Raw genomic sequence first — 19,110 nt, forward strand, 5'->3', positions numbered from 1 at the left:
AAACCGTGACGGATGAGGAATTGACTATGATTGAAAACCGATTGAATCACCGCCCCAGAAAGCGACTAGGATTCAAGACACCTCACGAGGTATTCCATGCCTCGTTAAAGCGTGTTGCACTTCGTCCTTGAATCCGCCAATGATGAAGTGGTTCAAGGGCATAGCCCAGCACTTCAAGTGCCAATCGGATAGCTTTTGCTGTCGGAACCGCCTCAGGTCCATCACCGTGCACACAGATGCTGTCGATACGACATGGCAGATGAAGACCATTGGCTGTCACGATGGCATTTGCGCGGAGCATCCGCAGCACGTGCTCTACGCACGCTTGGCTGTCGTGAATCACGGATCCCTCGCGGGAGCGTGGGGTGAGTTGACCGTCATCTAGGTAGGTTCGATCCGCGAATACTTCATAGCGAACAGGTTGACCAGCTTCTTGCGCTGCTTCTGCGAGGATGGAGTAGGCTGGGGCAAGCAAAATCATGGAGGGGTCTAACTTGCGTAAGGTGTTCACCACTGTGGAGGCCACCGCTGCATCCGCGCATGCCACATTATGCAAAGCCCCATGTGGTTTGACATGGGTGACGCGCCCACCTTCCGCTGCAGCAATCGCTTGCAAAGCACCGATTTGATAGAGCAGGGTCGCTTCTAAATCCTTGGCAGACATCTGCATTACGCGTCTTCCAAAACCTTGCAGGTCAGGGTAGGAGGGATGTGCACCAATGCTCACGCCTTGAGCGATTGCGTAGCGGACAGTCTCTTGCATGACGATAGGGTCGCCAGCATGAAAACCGCAGGCGACGTTAGCGCTTGTGACGATTTGAAGCAGCGATGCATCGTCGCCCATTTTCCAAGCGCCAAAGCTTTCGCCCAAGTCGGCATTGAGGTTAATACGTTGTGTTGTCATAGTGATGATTCCAATCAAAATTCTGCACGCACCATGCCGCTCACCAGGTTGCTGTTGTAGAGCGCCTGTTCATCAATGAAGCCAGGCGGTAGAAATGATTCTCGTGTCGCCAGCCACTGAGTCCACGCTTCACGTTGTTCGTGAAGAGCTTGCCTTGCTTGATCTACCGTCACGCTTTGAAAGCGCAATCGAGAACCCGGTTTCAAATGGGCGAGCTTGGGCAAATCCGCTTGAATCACGGTCGCGATTTTTGGATAGCCCCCGACGGTCTGGCTATCTGCTAACAACACAATCGGTTGTCCATTAGCAGGCACTTGAATTGCACCCGGTGTCACAGCATCAGACACGATGTCAGTTGCATGCGTGCTGATGTGGGTTAATGCTGTACCGCGCAGTCGCAGACCCATGCGATCTTGTTCAGCAGTTGCTTCCCATTTTTCGTTTTGGAACAAGTCCATCGACGCCTGCAGGAAATGATCTTGTTGTGGCCCCAGAATGACCCGTATGGGGCCCAGCTGATGTGTCCATGGCTCAGGGCTACGCCATTCAAGAACGTCAGATGCCGTGCATGTACGGCAAGGCAGTACATCACCTGGACGAAATGCGCGCCCTAATAAGCCTTCTATCCCTGCGCGCCAATAGCTTGATCGACTGCCTAACTGTGCGGGGAGTTGTAGACCATTAGCCACGGCCAGATAAGCGCAACCTGTTTCGGCCATTCCTAATGTCAGTCTGTCGCCGGTTTGTAAAGTGGCGCTTTGCCAAGCCGGTAACGACGTGAGTATTTCGTCTTGTGTTAACCGTTTCGCGGCAATGGATCCTGTCAATGCGATGCGTATGGGGCCTGACTTGACGCGCAGTTCAGTACCCATGCCTCGCAATTCAAAAATGGCTTCGCCGCCAGCATTGCCTACCAATGCATTGGCAGCTTCGGCCAAGGGGGCATCCAACCAACCCGACAAAGGGATGCCTTCGTGGCGGTAGCCAGTTCGTCCGCGGTCTTGAATGGTGGTGCCAATACCCGGTTGCACAATCTCGATCATGCCTTCAGACGACTGGGTCATTTGGGGGCTTCCGTGTAAAGAAATGCTTCGCGCGATAGATCACCGTTGCCACATAGCTCGCGAAGGTGTTCGTATGCCATCGTGTCAATCGGATACCAAGTCACCATGTCGCCTGCACTCAGCATGGCGGGCTGATCTATCTTGCGTGGATCAAACAGCTGAACAGGTGTTTTGCCGATCAAGTTCCAGCCGCCTGGGCTTTCCCAAGGGTAGACCGCACACATCTCGCCTGCTATCGCAATAGAGTTGGCGGGTACGCGTTGGCGTGGACTGGCCAGTCGCGGCATGGACAGTTCAGGTGGCAGGCCGCCCATGTAGGGAAATCCAGGCAAAAAACCAATCATGTAAACACGAAATTGGGTACTCAACACGCGTTGAATCAGTTGATCTTCGCTGAGATTTTTTGCCTTTGCCCAAGCCGATAAGTCGGGGGCAAAGTTCGGGTCGAAACAGGCGGGTAGGTGCCAATATTTGCCCACAATCGTATGTCGCGGACTGTGTTGCGCCAACGCTGATAGCGCTGTTGCGAGTGCATCCGCATCCGTCGTTTGGGGCGCGAAGTGCACAGTGAGAGAGCGAAATGTCGGGACCACATCAGTGATCGCGGCAAACAGCGGCTCATGGATGCGCGCTTGTGCGATTCTCTGGGCGAAGGCCATCACCTGCGCGTTCAGTTCGGTGCTGATGCTCACACCGAACTCCACAGTCCATGCACTGTCGCCAAGCGCCAAAAGTCGTATCGTCATGAGCCGCATTGGTTTTGGTTACAACGACGCCGCAGAACGAGCTGCTTGGTCGTAAACACCGGACAGAACACGCAGCAATCTGGCTAACTCGCCAATGTCGCGATTGAGGCCCTCATCTGCTTTCAATGCGTTGATGAGGCAACTTTCACGAATTTCGCGATAGCGCTGCACATAGTCGTTGCCAAGCTCGGTTAAAGAGTAGGTCACTTCTTTCCCACTCTTGCGTGAAGCCACCACGCCCATCCCCTGTAGTTTTTTGAGAGAGTAGTTGATGAGGTGCGTGTCTTCGATGTTCATGATGAAGCAGATGTCCGACAAACGTTTGTCCCGTGCTCTGTGTGAAACATGGTGGAGCACAAGGACATCCAGCGGCGTGAGATCTTTCAATCCAGTGGCCGACATGCAGTGGATGATCCAACGGTTGAAAGCGTTTCCCGCGACGATCAAGCCAAATTCAAACTCACTCATCTCGGCACTTCTAGGAGACACCAAATGTGACGATGAGACGATTGGCACGCTTGTGCGTTCTTCGGTGTTCGGTTTCTTGGCCATGCATCCCCTTCATTTAGTTGCTAGTTGTGCGGTTTTGGTAATCATAAAATCAAATTGTCGACAAATTGTCAACGATTAGAGAATATACCTATGATGAATCGTTGATAAAAAGGTAAATTCAATCTGTCATAACTTAATAACTGATTGGAGAAGTTTCATGAAGCGCAAGTATCTTTCTCTCGCTGCCTTGGGTCTAGCAAGTTGTCTCACCGTTGGACTGGTTCAGGCCCAGACCAAATGGGATTTAGCTTCCGCCTATCCTGCGAATAACTTTCATTCTGAAAACTTGATGCAGTTTGCGAGTGATGTGGAAAAGGCGACGGCTGGCAAGCTCAAGATCACTGTGCATTCGAACGCCTCTTTGTTCAAGGCAACAGAAATCAAGCGTGCAGTCCAAGGTGGGCAGGCCCAAGCTGGCGAGGTGATTCAAGCCAGTTTGCAAAACGAATGGCAGATCTACGGTGCGGATGGCTTACCATTTTTGGCCGACAGTTACGATGAATCAATCAAGCTGCAAGTGACTCAACGCCCGATGGTTGAAAAGAAGTTGGCTGACCAGGGCTTGGTTTACCTCTACGCTGTGGCGTGGCCACCTCAAGGTATTTTCACGAAAAAGCCCATTGCCTCTGCGGCTGATCTCAAGAGCGTCAAGTGGCGCGCATATAGCCCAGCTACAGCCCGTATCGCTGATTTGGTGAAGGCGCAGCCTGTGACGGTTCAAGCAGCAGAACTTTCTCAAGCATTGGCGACGGGCGTGGTCGAAGCGACCATGACTTCTGGTGCCACAGGTGTTGACAGCAAACTTTACGAGCACCTCAAGTATTACTACGACGTACAAGCTTGGCTTCCTAAGAACATGGTCATCGTGAACCGCAAAGCATTTGATGCCTTGGATAAACCAAGCCAAGCGTCCGTGATGACTGCGGCAGCTGCAGCAGAAACGCGTGGTCTGGCCGCTAGCAAGCGCGTGGATGCCGAATCGAAAATCAAACTGAAGGCCAATGGCATGCAAGTCCTTGAGCCATCAGCTCAGCTCAAATCAGACATGAAAAAAGTAGGCGACACCATGCTCACCGAGTGGTTGGAGAAATCGGGCGCTGATGGTCAAGCGCTATTGACAAATTACAAGCACTGATCATGGAGAGCTCAAACATTACAAAACCATCGGGTCTGCGGCGCAGTCTTGATGGTCTGTATGCACTGGGAGGCGTCATCTCCTCTCTTTGTGTCCTGGTCATCTTGGTACTCATGGTTGGCGCATCGATGGGCCGAAGCCTTGATTGGCGGGTCTCTTGGATCAATGACGTCGTGTCATGGTTGTGTGCGGCAGCAGCCTTCTTTGGCATGGCCTACAGCTTTAGAAATGGTGACTTTGTACGAGTGACCTTGTTGCTTGAAAAAGTATCACCACGACTTAGGCACTGGCTTGAAGTCACTTCTTTGGCAACGGCGAGCGTGGCCATTTTTTATCTCAGTTTCTGGGCTGCGCGCTTCACCTATCAGAGCTGGGAGTTCAACGACATTGCAGGCAATATGGTTGCGATTCCGCTATGGATTCCACAACTGAGTTTTGTGATTGGCGCCGCCATTTTGTTTGTGGCCGTGTTGGATGAGTGTGTCTGCGTGTTGCGCGGTGGTAAACCTAGCTACGTGGTTCGTGTGGAAGAGCGTCATGCACGTGGTGACTTTTCCGAGGAGTTGTGATGAGCTTGCTTGAAATTGGTGGATTTTTGTTGTTGTTGATGCTTTTGATGTTGAGCGGAGGTGTTTGGATTGCCATGACATTGGCGATTGTTGGCTGGGTGGGCCAAGCTTTCTTTACCCACACAGAACCCGGCATGAACCTTTTCACAGCTTTTTGGGAAACCACAGCGAGTTGGGAACTTGCCGCGTTGCCGTTATTCATCTGGATGGGTGAAATTCTGTATCGCACGCGGTTGTCTGAGCAGATGTTTGATGGCTTAGCACCATGGTTGAACCGAGTGCCTGGACGCTTGATGCACACCACAATTTTGGGTTGTGGCATTTTTGGTTCTGTTTCTGGCTCGTCGGCGGCAACCTGCGCCACGATTGCCAAAGTTGCACTACCTGAGTTAGAGCGACGCGGCTATGACAAAGGACTCGCGCTGGGTTCGTTGGCTGCGGCTGGTGGCCTTGGAATTTTGATTCCTCCATCCATCACGATGGTGGTTTATGCCGTGGCCGCGGATGCCAGCGTGATCCGCTTGTTCTTGGCAGGTTTCTTGCCAGGTTTTTTGCTGATGGGACTGTTCTCTGGTTACATCGCATGGTGGAGTCTTAGAAACCCCGATCGCATTCCTCCTCCTGAGGCCCCCACAACATTTGTTGAAAAACTCCGTCGCTCAGGTAGCCTCATTCCCTGCGGCTTACTCATCGTCTTTATTGTTTGGGTGCTGGTGAGTGGATTGGCTACGGCGACCGAATGCGCCGCTTGGGGCGTTGTGGGATCACTTGCAATTGCCGCTGCTGGACGAAGCCTGAATTGGCAGAATTTTTGGGCGGGGCTGGCAGGTGCCACGCGTATCAGCTGCATGATCATGTTCATTTTGGCTGGTGCAGCGTTTCTCACCAAAACAATGGCCTTCACTGGTATACCGCGTGAATTGGCCGAATTTGTGCAAAGTCTTGATCTTTCACCCTTCGGTTTGATCGCCGTCTTGGTCTTGATTTATCTCGTGCTGGGTACCGCTTTAGATGGCATTTCGATGATTGTGCTGACCAGTGCTGTTGTGCTGCCCATGATTCAAAAAGCAGGTTTTGATTTGGTGTGGTTTGGCATCTTCATCATCATGCTGATTGAAATTGCAGAGATCACACCGCCTGTCGGCTTTAACTTGTTTGTGTTGCAAAACATGACAGGCATCGATAGCAACCGAATCGCGCGCATGACGCTGCCATTTTTCGGTTGCATGGTCTTGGCCATTGTCCTGATCACGATTTTTCCTGAAATCGTCACCTGCGTTCCCAACTGGGTGATGGGGCAAGAGGTTTGAGCGAAGACCTTTTATTACGCGGCTAACGCCAACTGCATCGCCAGTTGGTTATGCCGCTCGATCAGCGGCCCCATATCCACCGTGGCAATCTCACCTTGGCGTACCACCACGCGGCCATTCACTACGACGTAGTCCGCGTTGTCGCTCGCGCACAGCAGCAGCGCACCCACGGGGTCGTGCACGGCACCGCCCGCCATGCTGAGGGTGTCGGTGCGAAACATCGCGATGTCCGCGCAATACCCCGCTTTGATTTGCCCCAGCTCGTGGGCGCGGCCCAGCACTTGGGCGCCGCCGCGTGTGGCCAGGCGCAGGGCGTCGCGGGGTGTCATGTCGGAAGGGCCAAGGTCACAGCCAAACACGGTGCGTCCGTCTTGCACCCTCGGAGCTTCCAGCGCGCGGCCCACGCGTGTCAGCAGCATGGCTTGGCGTGCTTCGTTCAGCAGGTGGGCTGCGTCGTTGCTGGCGCTGCCGTCGACGCCTAGGCCAATGGGCACACCGGCGTCGAGCATTTTGCGCAGGGGCAAGATGCCGCTGGCCAAGCGCATGTTGCTGCACGGGCAGTGGGCAATGCCCGTGCGCGTGTGTGCAAACAAATACGTGCCTTCGTCGTCGAGCTTGACGCAGTGGGCATGCCACACGTCGTGACCGACCCAGCCTAAATCTTCGGCGTATTGCGCGGGCGTGCAGTTGAATTTTTCTTTCGTGTACGCAATGTCGTGGTCGTTCTCGGCCAAGTGCGTGTGCAGGCGCACCTTGTGGGCGCGGGCGAGTTTGGCGGCTTCGCGCATGAGGTCTTGGCTCACACTAAAGGGCGAGCAGGGGGCCACGGCCACATGCGTCATCGCGCCAAAGCTGGCGTCGTGGTAGGTCTCAATCAGGCGTTGGGTTTCTTTGAGGATGAAGGCTTCTTTTTCCACCACGCGGTCGGGCGGCAGGCCGCCTTGGCTCTCGCCCACGCTCATGCTGCCACGTGTGGCCGTGAAGCGCATGCCAATGGTGTGCGCGGCTTCAATGCTGTCGTCCAGTCGCACGCCGTTGGGGTAGATGTACAAGTGGTCGCTGCTGGTGGTGCAGCCGCTGAGCAACAGCTCGGCCATGGCCACTTGGTTAGACACCAACACCATCTCAGGCGTGAGGCCCGCCCAAATGGGGTACAGCCCTTTGAGCCAGCTGAACAGCTCGGCGTTTTGCACCTGCGGCACGGCACGCGTGAGGCTTTGCACCATGTGGTGGTGGGTGTTGATCAGGCCGGGCACCACCACGTGGCGACGCGCATCAATCACCTCGTCCACTTGTTTGAGCAGTTCATCGATGTTTTCGTCAGCAGGAATGATGCGCTCTATGCGGCCATCGTTGAGCAGCAGCGAGGCGTCTTTGAGTTCGGTGTTCGCATCGTCTTGTGTGGCGATGCAGCGGGCGCGGTGGATGAGCAGGGTGGTCATGGCGCAAACTTTAACCTTTGTCGATGTGATTTTAAATGGGCTGCCCAAGCGGTTTCCACAGGGACGCGACCGTTCAGAGCACGGCACAATTTGACAATGCAAGAAGCAAGCCCAAACACCCCCAATCCCGCTATTCATCCCAACGAGTTTTTAGCCGCGCTGTACCAAGCCGCCGTCAAACGCGCCTTGCCGCTGCACAACACCGCGGCCTATTTACCCACTCCACCGAAAGGCCGCACCGTGGTACTGGGCGCGGGCAAAGCGGGTGGCGCGATGGCGCAAGCCGTTGAGGCACTGTGGCCTGCCGACAAAGCTTTGTCGGGTCTTGTGGTCACGCGCTATGGCCACACACCGCCGCGCCCTGCGGGTGTGCCCGAGCGTATTGAAGTGGTCGAGGCTTCGCACCCTGTGCCAGATGCGGCTGGCCTCGCGGCTGCCGAGCGCATCTTGGCGTTGACCCAAGGGTTGACCGCTGACGACTTGGTGCTGTGTTTGATTTCTGGCGGCGGCTCTGCCTTGCTGACCTTGCCCGCCGATGGTTTGACGCTGGCAGACAAACAGCGCATCAATCGCGACTTGCTCAACAGCGGCGCAGGCATTGGCGAAATGAACTGTGTGCGCAAGCACCTCTCGCGCATCAAAGGTGGTCGCTTGGCCGCTGCGTGTGCGCCCGCGCAGGTGGTCACACTCACCATCAGTGATGTGCCAGGCGACGACCCCTCGGTCATTGCCAGTGGTCCCACCGTGCCCGACGTGACGACCTGTGCCGATGCATGGGCCATCTTGCAACGCTACAAGATCGCAGTGCCTGCTGCCATTGAGGTTGCGCTCAAAGTGGGCTCACTCGAAACACCCAAGCCCAATGCCGACTGGGCCACGCAGCCCGTGCATTTGATTGCCACGCCTCAGCAGTCGCTCGACGCCGCTGCCGAGTTGGCCCGTGCCGCAGGCCTGAACGCCTATGTGCTGAGTGACGAGCTAGAAGGCGAGTCGCGCGAAGTGGGCAAGGTACACGCTGCGCTGGCGCGTACAGCGGCGCAGGGCAAAGGGCCGTTTCAAAAACCTTGCGTCATTTTGAGCGGTGGTGAAACTACTGTGGCCCTTCAAAAGGCCGAGCGTGTGGCAGAGCGCTCTGCGCAGGTCAAGGAGGAGACCGCGCAGCGGTCGGGGGACATGGAGCAGAGCGTTCTGCCACACGCTCGGCCCGGAAGAGGCGGTAGAGCAGGTGAGTTTTGCCTAGGCCTCGCTGTGGCCTTGCAAGCGCAAGCTGGGGTGTGGGCCATCGCCGCCGACACCGATGGCATTGATGGTATCGAAGACAACGCTGGTGCCCGTGTCACCCCCGACACCCTGGCCCGCGCTGCAAGCAAAGGGGTGAAAGCCACCGACTGCCTCGACCGCAACGATGCCTATGGTTTCTTCGACGCGCTGGGGGATTTGGTGGTGACTGGCCCCACACACACCAATGTGAACGACTTTCGGGCCATCTTGGTGTTGTGATGTCAGCACCAGTCTGCTAAGCCAATTGATGCGCGATGTTTTCACGCAGCTGCGTGAAACGCTGGCCGGACCATGTGTCTTGCGGTGCGACCAAGACCCAAAGAACGTTGCGGTACTGCCAATGCGTCCCACGCATGCCAGATGCTGAGAAAAATTGAGGCGAGGGCTGCGCTTGAGCCGCATCTGGACGTGCCATGCCACACAAGGCGATGGGTTGCCCCTGCGCTGCCAAGTACACCCATTGCAAGATGGGTTGCCCGTTGAGTGCCAGACGTTGCGCCCGCACCAAGTGCAGTCCAAGCGCCTCAAGGTCGGGCGCGGCTTGGATGTGCGATGCCTGGGCTTCTTGCTGCAACCATTGCCTGAGGACGGTCTGGGCTTGACGCTTCGACAGTGCGCCATCTTGCACCGTGTCGCGCGCATACAGCGCTTGGTATTGGGCGATTCGATGGGCCACTGACTCATCGGAGGTTTGTGGTGTTTGCAAGGCTGTGCTTGCCCACCAAACGCCAGCTCCAGTACCTGCCAGTGCGCCTATGACAGTGCCTGCCAGCCAAGCTAGCCATTGACGTCGACTTTGACCAAGTTGGCGCGGGGAGACTGAATGAGCAATGGGGTTGGTGTGTGCTTGAGAGGCTGCAACAGGTCGCGAGAGCAATGTGTCGAATCCTGTGTACAAGATGCTAAATTGTTGCCGCGCTGTTTGGCAGCGAGGACAACTTTTCACATGTTTTTCTAAGCGTGCGAAATCTGTCGGACTGAGTTCGGCGTCACGCAGCAGACTCACAAATTGCACACTCTCCTGACAGGTGATGGGGGCAAGTGCTTTTGAAGAATTCACAGATCAAGCCTCCTGTCGAGCCGCTTCAAGGGGGGCAGTGAATACACGAAGTGATGAACGTGGGGGCGCATGGTTTCTCCTAGGTTCACGGACGGTTAGCTCATTTGCCATTCGAGACAGGTTCGCAAGGCCAAACGAGCGCGCATGAGGATGATCCGTATGTTCCCCGTTTGCAGGCCTGTGCATTGTGCGATTTCTGGGCTCTCGAAGCCTAAGTATTCGCGCATTAAAAAAACATGAACAGTTTTCTCTGGTAACTTTGCCAGACACTGTTGCAGCAATCGCATCATCTGGTTTTGCTGCAAGGTTTCGCTGGGGTTATCGCTGGTGCTCCACCAAGCTTGTGGTTCTTCAGCCCAGCTCCCGTCGTCATCGAACAACAAGTCACTGTCGAGGGTTTGCAACTCTTGCTCTATCTCATTGAGTTTGAATGTCGGGTGGCGTTGCCTCTCTCGCAAAACATCCAAAATCTTGAATCTCAGTATGCCAACCAACCATGTCCGAATACTGGAGCGTCCTTCAAAGCGATCAATGGTTTGCCATGCGGCCAAGGCGGTGTCCTGAACTGCATCCGCTGCTTCTTGAGGGTTACGTAGCTGCGCATGGGCGAGCCGAAGCAAAAAGTCGCGATCATCACGCAAGCTTTGCTCTAGGGCTTTGTGCCAAGACACGTTGAAACTGTATGGTGCGGTATTTCACGCACCCCTATGGTTGAATTGAGGCGTGTAGCTTACCAAGCCGAGGGTGGCAGCTTGGATTCGCTCATGGTCTTGGGCGATGAAGCCATGTTCAACTCCAAGGCAAAGGTGACAGGGGCGGAGGTGGAGAGGTAGTTCAAGCCCATAATGGCACGCAAGGCTTCCACACCTGAATTCAAACCAAAATCATTGGCGTTGACCACAATCGGTTGACGTGTACTGACATACAGCTTGTGTTGCACGGGGATAACTTGCAAGACGGTTTTGATGGGCTTGGTTTGGCCTGCCATGGTCAGTTGGCCTTCGACCATCACCGTGTTGGATGCTTTACCTGTTGCGATGTTTTTCATGTCTTCGCCAGAGAGTTGGCCCACAAAGCTCACGCTGGGGTGTGTGGCCACATTCCAGAACATGGTTTGTAAGCGCTCATCGCGAATCGAAACACCGCTGTCCACGCTGCTCAAATCAATGGTCAACTCGATTTGTCCTTTGGGGCTCAAACCGCCTTTGAAGCTTTTGAAACGCATGGTTTCGGTGACGCCGCCTACGCCTGCGGCACCTGACTTGGTGGTGTTGAAGGTGAGGCTAGATGTGGGCTGATGAATTTGCCATGCCAGTGCCTCTTGTGCCGAGGCTGAGCCAATACAGCCCATTGAACATCCGACCGCCGCGATCAAGACCAGTGTGCGGGCAACGCTGTGAGTGAGTTTTTGAAACATGATTTTTCCTATGTGAGTGACGTGATTTATTTCATGCCGCTGGCTAACCAAGCGGCGATGGCGCGGATGTCTTCATCTGGTGCACTTTGCGGTGGCATGGACAAGTTGCCCCAAACCCCTGTGCCACCCGATTTGATTTTTCCTTCCAGGTAAGCCGCCTTGCCTGGGTATTTTTTGGCAATGTCATTGAAGCTGGGGCCCACAATTTTTTGGTCTTGGGCGTGGCAAGCGGTGCAGCTGTGCCGCGCCAGCAAAGCCTGTGGGTTTGAGGGCGCGGCCTGTGCTTGGGCGACAAGTCCGCACGAGAGGGCAAACCATGCGATGGTGGACAGGGGCAGGCGTGGCATAGGGTAAGGCACTTTCATGATGTAGGGCTTTTAAGCTTCAAGGTTTGGCGCGTCGGCCCAGTGATACGCCGTATGAACCAGCGCGTACCAAGAGTGTGGGGTCTTCGGAAAGAGCCATGCCTTTGGGCAGCACGGCTGGGTTGAACATGGTGGGCTCGCAGGTGTTGTTTAACCCGGTGATTTCAATTTGCCCCATTCGCACTTCAGGGTTGGTTGCAGGCCAGGCCACGGATGGGTTTTTCACATCATCACCGCTTTGTGCCAACTGAAGCCACAAATTGAACACCACAGGCCCGTTGCCCAAACGCTGCGTCAGTTCTTGGGCCAAGAAGTCATCACTGGCTTGAGCCAATTGCTCGGCGGTTAGACCGACATGGCCTGCTTTGGGTTCAGCGCGCCAACGTCCGTGAATTTTTTTGCCTTGTGCGTTGGTCATCACAAAAGCATTCACGCCCCAGTAAGGGGTTTGGGCATAGCTGGCGGGGATCGGTGCTTTTTCTAAGAATGCAATTTGTGCCTGGGTGCTGGGAGTGGCGCTGTTGAAGGCTTTGACACGTTCTGCGTTGGGCTTGCCCGTTGCAGGGTCGGGCTGACGTGCTTGCATGAAGCCAACAAACTCTTCCGGTGTGGCTACCATGAACACAGGGGCCGTAATCAACACCAAGTCCCAGTCTGAGCCAATGTGCAGGGCTAGGCCACGCACGGTTTTGCCCTTGTCACTGGCCTTGGGGTTGCCACCGCCGACAGAAAAACGGGCTTGCACCGGTACTTGTGTTTTGTGCCACAACGGGCCTTCGGTAACGGTCAGTGCTTGTGCGTCGGGGTGAAACGCACCTTGAGCGCACATGCCTTTGGCATGAGAGGCGCGGGTGCCTGCTTGTTTGCCAAACACACCGTTGAGCGCATCGACCAGTTCGACGGCGGACGGCGGGGTTTGCGCACAAGCCGCACTGCCAATGAGAAGGCCTGCGCCTAGTTGAGATATATTTTTTTTGAAATTGGACATGGTTGAACTCCTTGGTGATGTTTCAAATGAGTCGTCCCAAATGCCTTTGGCGTTACACCTATTTTTGAAAAATCTTTGGCTGCGCAAGCTTGGGGCATGTCGAACCTTGGGTCTGGTGTACCTCGCGCCTCGCGTTTGCCATGCCTCACCGTTGTCTCAAGGGTGCTTCAGGGGTGAGGCGAAGGCATTAAACTTTGCCCGCCATGTCCAGACTGACCCTTCGCCATATCACCAAGCGCTACCCCGCCGTAGTCGCCAACGACGGCGTGAGCCTGACAGTGCAGTCTGGCGAAATTCACGCCGTGCTGGGCGAGAACGGTGCGGGCAAATCGACGTTGATGAAAATCATCTACGGCGCGGTCAAGCCCGATGTGGGCGAAATCCGCTTCAACGGCGAAGTGGTCAACATTCGTAACCCGCAAGAGGCAAGGCGACTGGGCATCAGCATGGTGTTTCAGCATTTCAGTTTGTTTGACACGCTCAGCGTGGCTGAGAACGTGTGGCTGGGCCTCGACAAATCGTTCACCTTGGTTGAGGTGACGCAGCGTATCAACGACACCGCCGCGCAATACGGCCTGGACATTGACCCCGCCCGTCCCGTCCACACGCTGGGCGTGGGTGAGATGCAGCGTGTGGAAATCATCCGTGCCTTGCTGACCAACCCGCAGTTGCTCATCTTGGATGAGCCCACTTCGGTGCTGACGCCGCAAGCGGTGGAAAAGCTATTCGTGGTGTTGCGCCAACTCGCCAGCGAAGGGCGCAGCATTGTGTACATCAGCCACAAGCTGCACGAAATTCGTGCGCTGTGTAACGCTTGCACGGTGATGCGTGCGGGCCGTGTGACGGGCGTGTGCGACCCACGCCAAGAAACCAATGCTTCGCTGAGCCAACTCATGATTGGCAGCTTGCCGCCCGAGCTGCATGTGCGGGAGCACAAGCCAGGTGCTGCTGTGCTGAGCGTGCATGAGTTGCGTCTGCAAGCCGACGATCCATTTGGCGTAGACCTGAATGGCGTCAACCTGCAAGTGCGCGCAGGCGAGCTGGTGGGCATTGCGGGTGTGTCTGGCAATGGCCAGCGCGAGTTGTTGTTTGCCTTGTCGGGCGAAGACAGGCGTTCAGCCGCGAGCAGCATTCAACTGAGTGGCCAAGCCATGGGGCAGCTCAACCCAGACCAACGCCGTGACCTCGGCCTGCACTTTGTTCCAGAAGAACGCCTAGGCCGTGGCGCAGTGCCAAGCCTGAGCTTGGCGCAAAACCTGCTGCTCACGCGTCATGACGCAGTGGTGTCTAGTGGTGTGGCAGGTGTGTTGGGTTGGCTCAACCTGAACACGCTGCACAGCCAAGCGGGCGACATCATCGCCAAATACCAAGTCAAAGCAGGCGGGCCAGATGCAGTGGCGCGTTCACTGTCAGGCGGTAATTTGCAAAAATTTTTGGTGGGCCGCGAGATCGAGGCGGCGCCTAAGTTGCTCATCGTGTCCCAGCCCACATGGGGGGTGGACGTGGGTGCTGCCGCGCAAATACGTGCGGCATTACTAGCCTTACGTGACGCAGGCTGTGCAGTGCTGGTCGTGAGTGAGGAGTTGGACGAATTGCTAGAGCTGTCAGACCGTTTGCATGTGATGGCCGAGGGCTGCTTGTCTCCCGCACTCACCCGCGAAGAGGCCAGTGTGTCGCGCATTGGTGCGTGGATGAGTGGCCTGTGGGACAACCCACTTGTGTCAGAGATACAGGAGGTGAACCATGCTGCGTCTTGAGCCGCGTGCCCAGCCTTCTAAGCTGTGGCGTTATGCCTCGCCCTTGCTGGCGTTGGCCATCACCGTGGTGTTGGGGGTGATTCTTTTTGTAGCGCTGGGTAAAGACCCGGTGCGCGGTTTGCAGGTGTTCTTTTGGGAACCCATCAAGAGCGTGTATGCCTTGTCCGAGTTGATGGTCAAGGCCACGCCGCTGCTGCTGATTGCCTTGGGGCTGGCCGTGTGCTTTCGCTCCAATGTGTGGAACATTGGCGCAGAAGGCCAGTTCGTCATGGGCGCGGTGTTTGCCTCGGGCGTGGCCTTGACGGCCGATGCCAACACGGGCGGCGGCTTTTGGGTGCTCATCTTGCTCGCGGGTGTTGTGGGCGGCATGGTCTGGGCGGCCATCACCGCGTTCTTGCGCGACCGCTTTCATGCGAGTGAAATTTTGGTCAGCCTCATGCTGGTGTACGTGGCCATCATGGCGCTCAACTTCTTGGTCTACGGCCCTTGGAAGGACCCACTGGGCTACAACTTTCCGCAAACCAAAACCTTCGATGCCATCACGCAAATCCCCAAGCTCATCACTGGCACACGCGTGAACGTGGGCGTGTTGTTGGCGTTGGCGGGTGTGGGTGCGTTGTGGGTGTTTTTGTTTCGTACCTATGCAGGCTTTGCGCAGCAAGTGGGCGGCTTGGCACCCAACGCGGCGCGCTACGCGGGCTTCTCATCACGCAAGGTCTTGTGGCTGGCGCTGCTCACCTCGGGTGCTGCGGCAGGTTTGGCGGGTGCTTTAGAGGTGGCAGGGCCGCTGCGTCAGCTCACCCCGTTTGTGCCGGTGGGCTATGGCTTTGCGGCCATCATCGTGGCTTTTGTGGGGCGCTTGTATCCGGTGGGCATGGTCTTGTCGGCCGTGTTGATGAGCATGTTTTATATCGGGGGTGAGCTGGCGCAATCGCGTTTAGGGCTGCCACGGTCACTCACCGGCGTGTTTCAAGGTTTGTTGTTGTTCACGCTGTTGGCGTGTGACACCTTGATGCGATACCGCGTGCGTTGGGTTGTGCGTGCAAGCCAAATCCGTTCTGAGGGAGCACTGTGATGGAAACCTACGCACTGTTGTGGGCCGCCACCATGAACGCCGGCACTGTTTTGGCGTTGGCCTCTCTGGGCCTGTTGATCAACGAAAAAGCGGGCATCGTCAACTTGGGTGCCGAGGGCATGATGCTGTGCGCTGCGATTGCGGGCTTTGCCACCGTCGCCAACACGGGCAGCGACACGCTGGGCTTTTTGGCGGGCATGGGTGCAGGTGCTGTGATGGCGGCTTTGTTTGGCTTGCTGGTGATTTGGATGAACACCAACCAATATGCCACGGGTCTAGCTCTCAGCTTGTTTGGTGGCGGCTTCTCTGCCTTTGTGGGGACGAGCTATGTGCAGGCCAATCTGCCTGAGCGCATGCAGTATGACGTGCCTTTCTTGGCAGACATTCCATTGCTGGGCCCTGCCGTGTTCAAACACCACCCCTTGGTGTACGGCGCGATTGCGCTGACCTTGGGGCTGGTTTGTTTCTTGTACCGCACACGTGCAGGTTTGGTCTTGCGCGCTGTGGGTGAGTCACCTGAGTCGGTCCACGCCTTGGGCTACCCCGTGCGTCGCATCCGGCTGTTGGCCGTGGTGGTGGGCGGTGCGCTGTGTGGTTTGGCGGGCGCCTACATTTCCATCATCTACACGCCGCTGTGGGTAGAGGGCATGATTGCAGGCAAAGGTTGGATCGCTTTGGCGTTGACCACCTTTGCTACTTGGCGTCCGGCACGCGTGTTGTTGGGTGCTTATCTGTTTGGTGGCGTCACCATGTTGCAGTTTCATTTGCAGGCCTCGGGCATCGATGTACCCAGCCAGTTCTTGAGCATGCTGCCGTACCTCGCCACCATCGTGGTGCTGGCCTTGATCTCACGCAACCCAAGGTGGTTACGGGTGAACATGCCCGCGTCGATCGGAAAATCTTTTGTCCCTGGTTCATAATTTTTCACTCCTACTTTTATCAAAGGAAATCGCATGACTGATTTGAAAACGCGTCGTTGGATTCATGTTGCCGCCTTGAGCGCTGTGGCTGCAGCTGTCTTTGTTGGTTGTGGCAAAAAGGAAGAGGCTAAGACGGCCGGCGCGCCTGCGGCAGCCGCCAAAGCCGAGCCTTTGAAGATTGCCTTCGCCTATGTCGGCCCCGTGGGCGACGGTGGCTGGACCTTTGCGCACGACAATGCACGCAAAGCACTGCAAGCCGAGTTTGGCGACAAGATTGCAACGTCGTTTGTTGAAAACGTGCCCGAGTCTGCGGACGCCGAGCGTGTGATTCGTGACATGGTGGGCCAAGGCAACAAACTGGTTTTTGGCACCACCTTTGGCTACATGGAGCCCATGCTCAAAGTGGCTGCGGACACGCCAGATGTGAAGTTTGAGCACGCCACGGGCTACAAGCAAGCGCCCAACATGCGCACCTACGACAGCCGCACTTACGAAGGCGCGTACATGGCTGGCGTGATCGCGGGCAAGATGACCAAGAGCAATACCTTGGGCGTTGTCGCTTCCATCCCAATCCCTGAGGTCATTCGCAACATCAACAGCTTTACCTTGGGTGCGCAATCGAGCAACCCCAAAGTCAAAACCAAAGTGGTGTGGGTCAACGAGTGGTTCAATCCACCGAAAGAAACCGAAGCTGCCACCTCACTCATCAACGGTGGTGCGGACATCTTGTTCCAAAACACCGACTCACCTGCCGTGTTGAAAACCGCCCAAGACAAAGGCAAACGTGCTTTTGGTTGGGACTCTGACATGACGGCCTATGGCCCCAAAGCCCATTTGGCCTCTGCCATCATCAACTGGACGCCTTACTACATCAACGCCACCCGTGCAGCCTTGGAAGGTAAGTGGGCCGGTGGTGCACACACATGGTCTGGTGTGAAGGACGGTGCAATTGACATCGTATCCATTGCCGAAGACGTGCCCGCAGAGACCCAAGCCAAAGTGGCAGAGGTGAAGCAAGGCTTGAAAGATGGCAGCTTCGCCATCTGGAAAGGTCCCCTTGTCGACAACTCTGGAAAAGAAATCTTGAAGCAAGGTGAAGTTGCGGATGACAAGTTCTTGAGTGGTATCAACTTCTACGTCAAAGGCGTGGAAGGCAAAGTGCCAGGCGCTAAGTAAACCTCTGCGTTCACTTGCACGCCCGACCACCTTCGGGTGGTCTTTTTTTGCGACGTATTTTCTTGGTTAGCATGAAGCCTCACGAAGGAAAAAGCCATGTTCAAAGTTCACGCTGTTGCCGAACTTCGTTTGCCCCAGCTCTTGCGCGAGATGCCCAAGGCCGAGTTGCATATCCATATCGAGGGCTCCTTGGAGCCCGAACTCATCTTTGCACTCGCCAAGCGCAATGGTGTGAGCTTGCCGTATGCCAACGTCGAGGCTTTGCGTGCGGCCTATGCCTTCACCGACTTGCAAAGCTTCCTAGACATTTACTACGCTGGTGCCAGCGTCCTCTTACATGAGCAAGATTTCTACGACATGGCCTGGGCCTACCTGCAACGCGCAGCGGCAGACCATGTGGTGCATGCGGAAATCTTCTTTGACCCGCAAACCCACACCCTGCGTGGTGTCCCGATGGCCACGGTCATCAACGGCTTGCACCGCGCGTGTGCTGATGCGCAGATCCAGCTGGGCGTCAGTGCTCAGCTCATCTTGTGCTTTTTGCGTCACCTCAGTGAAGTGGATGCGCTGAAAACTTTCAACGCGGCCTTGCCCTTCAAGGACAAGTTCATCGGCGTAGGCTTGGACTCGAGCGAAGTGGGACACCCGCCTGAGAATTTTAAAAACGTGTTTGCGCTGGCGCGTGCTCACGGCTTACACCTCGTGGCCCATGCAGGCGAGGAGGGGCCCCCTGCTTACATTTGGAGCGCCTTGGATGTGTTGCACGTTGAGCGCATAGACCATGGTGTGCAAGCCGTGCACGACGCCGCATTGATGACACGCTTGGCCAATGAGCGTATTCCGCTCACGGTGTGCCCGCTGTCTAACCAAAAGCTGTGCGTGTTTCCAGACTTGAAGAACCACAACATTGGCCAGTTGCTAGATGCCGGTTTGTGCGTCACGATCAACTCAGACGACCCTGCCTACTTTGGTGGTTACATGAACGAAAACTTTGTTCAAACCTTTGAGGCCACGGATCTCACGGCGCAGCAGGCCTACGCGTTAGCTAGCAATAGTTTTGAAGCCAGCTTTGCCACGGAGCTGCAAAAGAACCAATGGTTGCATGCGTTGAAGCAGACTTTTCAGAAGTTCTCTGAACAAGATTGACTGAAGCCAAGAGGCATCAAAGCAAAACGCCCCGTGTGAGGGGCGTTTGCATTTGGTTTAAAGCTGGCGGATTCAAGGACGAAGTGCAACACGCTTTAACGAGGCATGGAATACCTCGTGAGGTGTCTTGAATCCTAGTCGCTTTCTGGGGCGGTGATTCAATCGGTTTTCAATCATAGTCAATTCCTCATCCGTCACGGTTT

19 protein-coding genes are annotated in these 19,110 nt (G+C 55.8%); 9 read left to right on the forward strand and 10 right to left on the reverse strand.

The features are described 5' to 3' along the window. Positions 1-82: 82 nt before the first annotated feature. Genes RMS03_RS06245 through RMS03_RS06260 form a run of 4 tightly spaced genes read right to left on the reverse strand, consistent with a single transcriptional unit; the run spans position 83 to position 3,266 of the window. Complete coding sequence (locus RMS03_RS06245) at positions 83-922, reverse strand: 5-oxoprolinase subunit PxpA (protein ID WP_310626231.1); 840 nt, start codon at positions 920-922, stop codon at positions 83-85. Continuing rightward, positions 919-1,968 carry a biotin-dependent carboxyltransferase family protein gene (locus tag RMS03_RS06250; protein WP_310626232.1) on the reverse strand — a complete coding sequence of 350 codons (1,050 nt, stop codon included), beginning with the start codon at positions 1,966-1,968 and terminating at the stop codon, positions 919-921. The genes RMS03_RS06245 and RMS03_RS06250 overlap by 4 nt, the downstream gene beginning before the upstream one ends. Next, positions 1,965-2,714, reverse strand: coding sequence for a 5-oxoprolinase subunit PxpB (gene pxpB, locus RMS03_RS06255; protein WP_310626233.1), 750 nt, complete (start codon positions 2,712-2,714; stop codon positions 1,965-1,967). The genes RMS03_RS06250 and pxpB overlap by 4 nt, the downstream gene beginning before the upstream one ends. Before the next feature lie 18 nt (positions 2,715-2,732). Then, positions 2,733-3,266: a winged helix DNA-binding protein gene (locus RMS03_RS06260; RefSeq protein ID WP_310626234.1), complete on the reverse strand. Its 534-nt coding sequence runs from the start codon at positions 3,264-3,266 to the stop codon at positions 2,733-2,735. A 157-nt stretch (positions 3,267-3,423) separates the two neighbouring features. On the opposite strand from RMS03_RS06260, the gene RMS03_RS06265 reads away from it, so the two are divergent. The 3 genes from RMS03_RS06265 to RMS03_RS06275 all read left to right on the forward strand — a co-directional run bounded on the left by RMS03_RS06265 (position 3,424) and on the right by RMS03_RS06275 (position 6,280). Next, the gene (locus tag RMS03_RS06265; RefSeq protein ID WP_310626235.1) at positions 3,424-4,401 is read left to right on the forward strand and encodes a TRAP transporter substrate-binding protein; all 978 of its coding nucleotides are present in this window, start codon (positions 3,424-3,426) and stop codon (positions 4,399-4,401) included. Positions 4,402-4,514: 113 nt separating this feature from the next. Continuing rightward, a complete protein-coding gene (locus RMS03_RS06270) occupies positions 4,515-4,970 on the forward strand; it encodes a TRAP transporter small permease (protein ID WP_310626236.1) in 456 nt (151 codons plus the stop codon). Continuing rightward, a complete protein-coding gene (locus RMS03_RS06275; RefSeq protein ID WP_310626237.1) occupies positions 4,970-6,280 on the forward strand; it encodes a TRAP transporter large permease subunit in 1,311 nt (436 codons plus the stop codon). Before RMS03_RS06270 ends, RMS03_RS06275 begins: the two co-directional genes overlap by 1 nt. A gap of 14 nt (positions 6,281-6,294) precedes the next feature. On the opposite strand, the gene RMS03_RS06280 is transcribed toward RMS03_RS06275, so the two are convergent. Continuing rightward, positions 6,295-7,722 (reverse strand): 8-oxoguanine deaminase, encoded by a 1,428-nt coding sequence (locus tag RMS03_RS06280; RefSeq protein WP_310626238.1) that lies wholly within the window; start codon positions 7,720-7,722, stop codon positions 6,295-6,297. Positions 7,723-7,818: 96 nt separating this feature from the next. Here RMS03_RS06280 and RMS03_RS06285 point away from each other — a divergent pair, with 96 nt between their 5' ends. Beyond that, positions 7,819-9,222: a glycerate kinase gene (locus tag RMS03_RS06285; RefSeq protein ID WP_310626239.1), complete on the forward strand. Its 1,404-nt coding sequence runs from the start codon at positions 7,819-7,821 to the stop codon at positions 9,220-9,222. Between the two features lie 16 nt (positions 9,223-9,238). Here RMS03_RS06285 and RMS03_RS06290 read toward each other — a convergent pair whose 3' ends face one another. The 5 genes from RMS03_RS06290 to RMS03_RS06310 all read right to left on the reverse strand — a co-directional run bounded on the left by RMS03_RS06290 (position 9,239) and on the right by RMS03_RS06310 (position 12,833). Further along, a complete protein-coding gene (locus tag RMS03_RS06290; RefSeq protein WP_310626240.1) occupies positions 9,239-10,063 on the reverse strand; it encodes a zf-HC2 domain-containing protein in 825 nt (274 codons plus the stop codon). A gap of 95 nt (positions 10,064-10,158) precedes the next feature. Continuing rightward, the gene (locus RMS03_RS06295; RefSeq protein WP_310626241.1) at positions 10,159-10,734 is read right to left on the reverse strand and encodes a sigma-70 family RNA polymerase sigma factor; all 576 of its coding nucleotides are present in this window, start codon (positions 10,732-10,734) and stop codon (positions 10,159-10,161) included. A 59-nt stretch (positions 10,735-10,793) separates the two neighbouring features. Beyond that, positions 10,794-11,480: a YceI family protein gene (locus RMS03_RS06300; RefSeq protein WP_310626242.1), complete on the reverse strand. Its 687-nt coding sequence runs from the start codon at positions 11,478-11,480 to the stop codon at positions 10,794-10,796. A 26-nt stretch (positions 11,481-11,506) separates the two neighbouring features. Next, on the reverse strand, positions 11,507-11,845 hold the full coding sequence (locus RMS03_RS06305; RefSeq protein WP_310626243.1) for a c-type cytochrome: 339 nt from the start codon (positions 11,843-11,845) through the stop codon (positions 11,507-11,509). Between the two features lie 19 nt (positions 11,846-11,864). Next, a complete protein-coding gene (locus RMS03_RS06310) occupies positions 11,865-12,833 on the reverse strand; it encodes a catalase family peroxidase (protein ID WP_310626244.1) in 969 nt (322 codons plus the stop codon). 203 nt (positions 12,834-13,036) lie between these two features. On the opposite strand from RMS03_RS06310, the gene RMS03_RS06315 reads away from it, so the two are divergent. The 5 genes from RMS03_RS06315 (at position 13,037) to RMS03_RS06335 (ending at position 18,907) form a co-directional block, all read left to right on the forward strand. Then, positions 13,037-14,590, forward strand: a complete 1,554-nt coding sequence (locus tag RMS03_RS06315; protein WP_310626245.1) for an ABC transporter ATP-binding protein — start codon at positions 13,037-13,039, stop codon at positions 14,588-14,590. After that, positions 14,577-15,665 (forward strand): ABC transporter permease, encoded by a 1,089-nt coding sequence (locus RMS03_RS06320; RefSeq protein WP_310626246.1) that lies wholly within the window; start codon positions 14,577-14,579, stop codon positions 15,663-15,665. Before RMS03_RS06315 ends, RMS03_RS06320 begins: the two co-directional genes overlap by 14 nt. Further along, the gene (locus RMS03_RS06325; protein ID WP_310626247.1) at positions 15,665-16,585 is read left to right on the forward strand and encodes an ABC transporter permease; all 921 of its coding nucleotides are present in this window, start codon (positions 15,665-15,667) and stop codon (positions 16,583-16,585) included. The genes RMS03_RS06320 and RMS03_RS06325 overlap by 1 nt, the downstream gene beginning before the upstream one ends. Positions 16,586-16,618: 33 nt before the next feature. After that, positions 16,619-17,761 carry a BMP family ABC transporter substrate-binding protein gene (locus RMS03_RS06330; RefSeq protein ID WP_310626248.1) on the forward strand — a complete coding sequence of 381 codons (1,143 nt, stop codon included), beginning with the start codon at positions 16,619-16,621 and terminating at the stop codon, positions 17,759-17,761. A 96-nt stretch (positions 17,762-17,857) separates the two neighbouring features. Next, positions 17,858-18,907, forward strand: a complete 1,050-nt coding sequence (locus RMS03_RS06335) for an adenosine deaminase (RefSeq protein WP_310626249.1) — start codon at positions 17,858-17,860, stop codon at positions 18,905-18,907. Positions 18,908-19,110 lie beyond the last annotated feature (203 nt).

It is taken from the genome of Limnohabitans sp. (assembly GCF_031538885.1).
In the GTDB taxonomy this organism is placed as follows: Bacteria; Pseudomonadota; Gammaproteobacteria; order Burkholderiales; family Burkholderiaceae_C; genus Limnohabitans.

Excerpts from the sequence above, each read along its gene's own strand:
- RMS03_RS06250 (WP_310626232.1), bottom strand. The coding sequence starts at position 1,968 with ATGACCCAGTCGTCTGAAGGCATGATCGAGATTGTGCAACCGGGTATT.
- pxpB (WP_310626233.1), bottom strand. The coding sequence starts at position 2,714 with ATGACGATACGACTTTTGGCGCTTGGCGACAGTGCATGGACTGTGGAG.
- RMS03_RS06260 (WP_310626234.1), bottom strand. The coding sequence starts at position 3,266 with ATGGCCAAGAAACCGAACACCGAAGAACGCACAAGCGTGCCAATCGTC.
- RMS03_RS06265 (WP_310626235.1), top strand. The coding sequence starts at position 3,424 with ATGAAGCGCAAGTATCTTTCTCTCGCTGCCTTGGGTCTAGCAAGTTGT.
- RMS03_RS06270 (WP_310626236.1), top strand. The coding sequence starts at position 4,515 with ATGGTTGGCGCATCGATGGGCCGAAGCCTTGATTGGCGGGTCTCTTGG.
- RMS03_RS06275 (WP_310626237.1), top strand. The coding sequence starts at position 4,970 with ATGAGCTTGCTTGAAATTGGTGGATTTTTGTTGTTGTTGATGCTTTTG.
- RMS03_RS06280 (WP_310626238.1), bottom strand. The coding sequence starts at position 7,722 with ATGACCACCCTGCTCATCCACCGCGCCCGCTGCATCGCCACACAAGAC.
- RMS03_RS06285 (WP_310626239.1), top strand. The coding sequence starts at position 7,819 with ATGCAAGAAGCAAGCCCAAACACCCCCAATCCCGCTATTCATCCCAAC.
- RMS03_RS06300 (WP_310626242.1), bottom strand. The coding sequence starts at position 11,480 with ATGTTTCAAAAACTCACTCACAGCGTTGCCCGCACACTGGTCTTGATC.
- RMS03_RS06305 (WP_310626243.1), bottom strand. The coding sequence starts at position 11,845 with ATGAAAGTGCCTTACCCTATGCCACGCCTGCCCCTGTCCACCATCGCA.
- RMS03_RS06310 (WP_310626244.1), bottom strand. The coding sequence starts at position 12,833 with ATGTCCAATTTCAAAAAAAATATATCTCAACTAGGCGCAGGCCTTCTC.
- RMS03_RS06315 (WP_310626245.1), top strand. The coding sequence starts at position 13,037 with ATGTCCAGACTGACCCTTCGCCATATCACCAAGCGCTACCCCGCCGTA.
- RMS03_RS06320 (WP_310626246.1), top strand. The coding sequence starts at position 14,577 with ATGCTGCGTCTTGAGCCGCGTGCCCAGCCTTCTAAGCTGTGGCGTTAT.
- RMS03_RS06325 (WP_310626247.1), top strand. The coding sequence starts at position 15,665 with ATGGAAACCTACGCACTGTTGTGGGCCGCCACCATGAACGCCGGCACT.
- RMS03_RS06330 (WP_310626248.1), top strand. The coding sequence starts at position 16,619 with ATGACTGATTTGAAAACGCGTCGTTGGATTCATGTTGCCGCCTTGAGC.
- RMS03_RS06335 (WP_310626249.1), top strand. The coding sequence starts at position 17,858 with ATGTTCAAAGTTCACGCTGTTGCCGAACTTCGTTTGCCCCAGCTCTTG.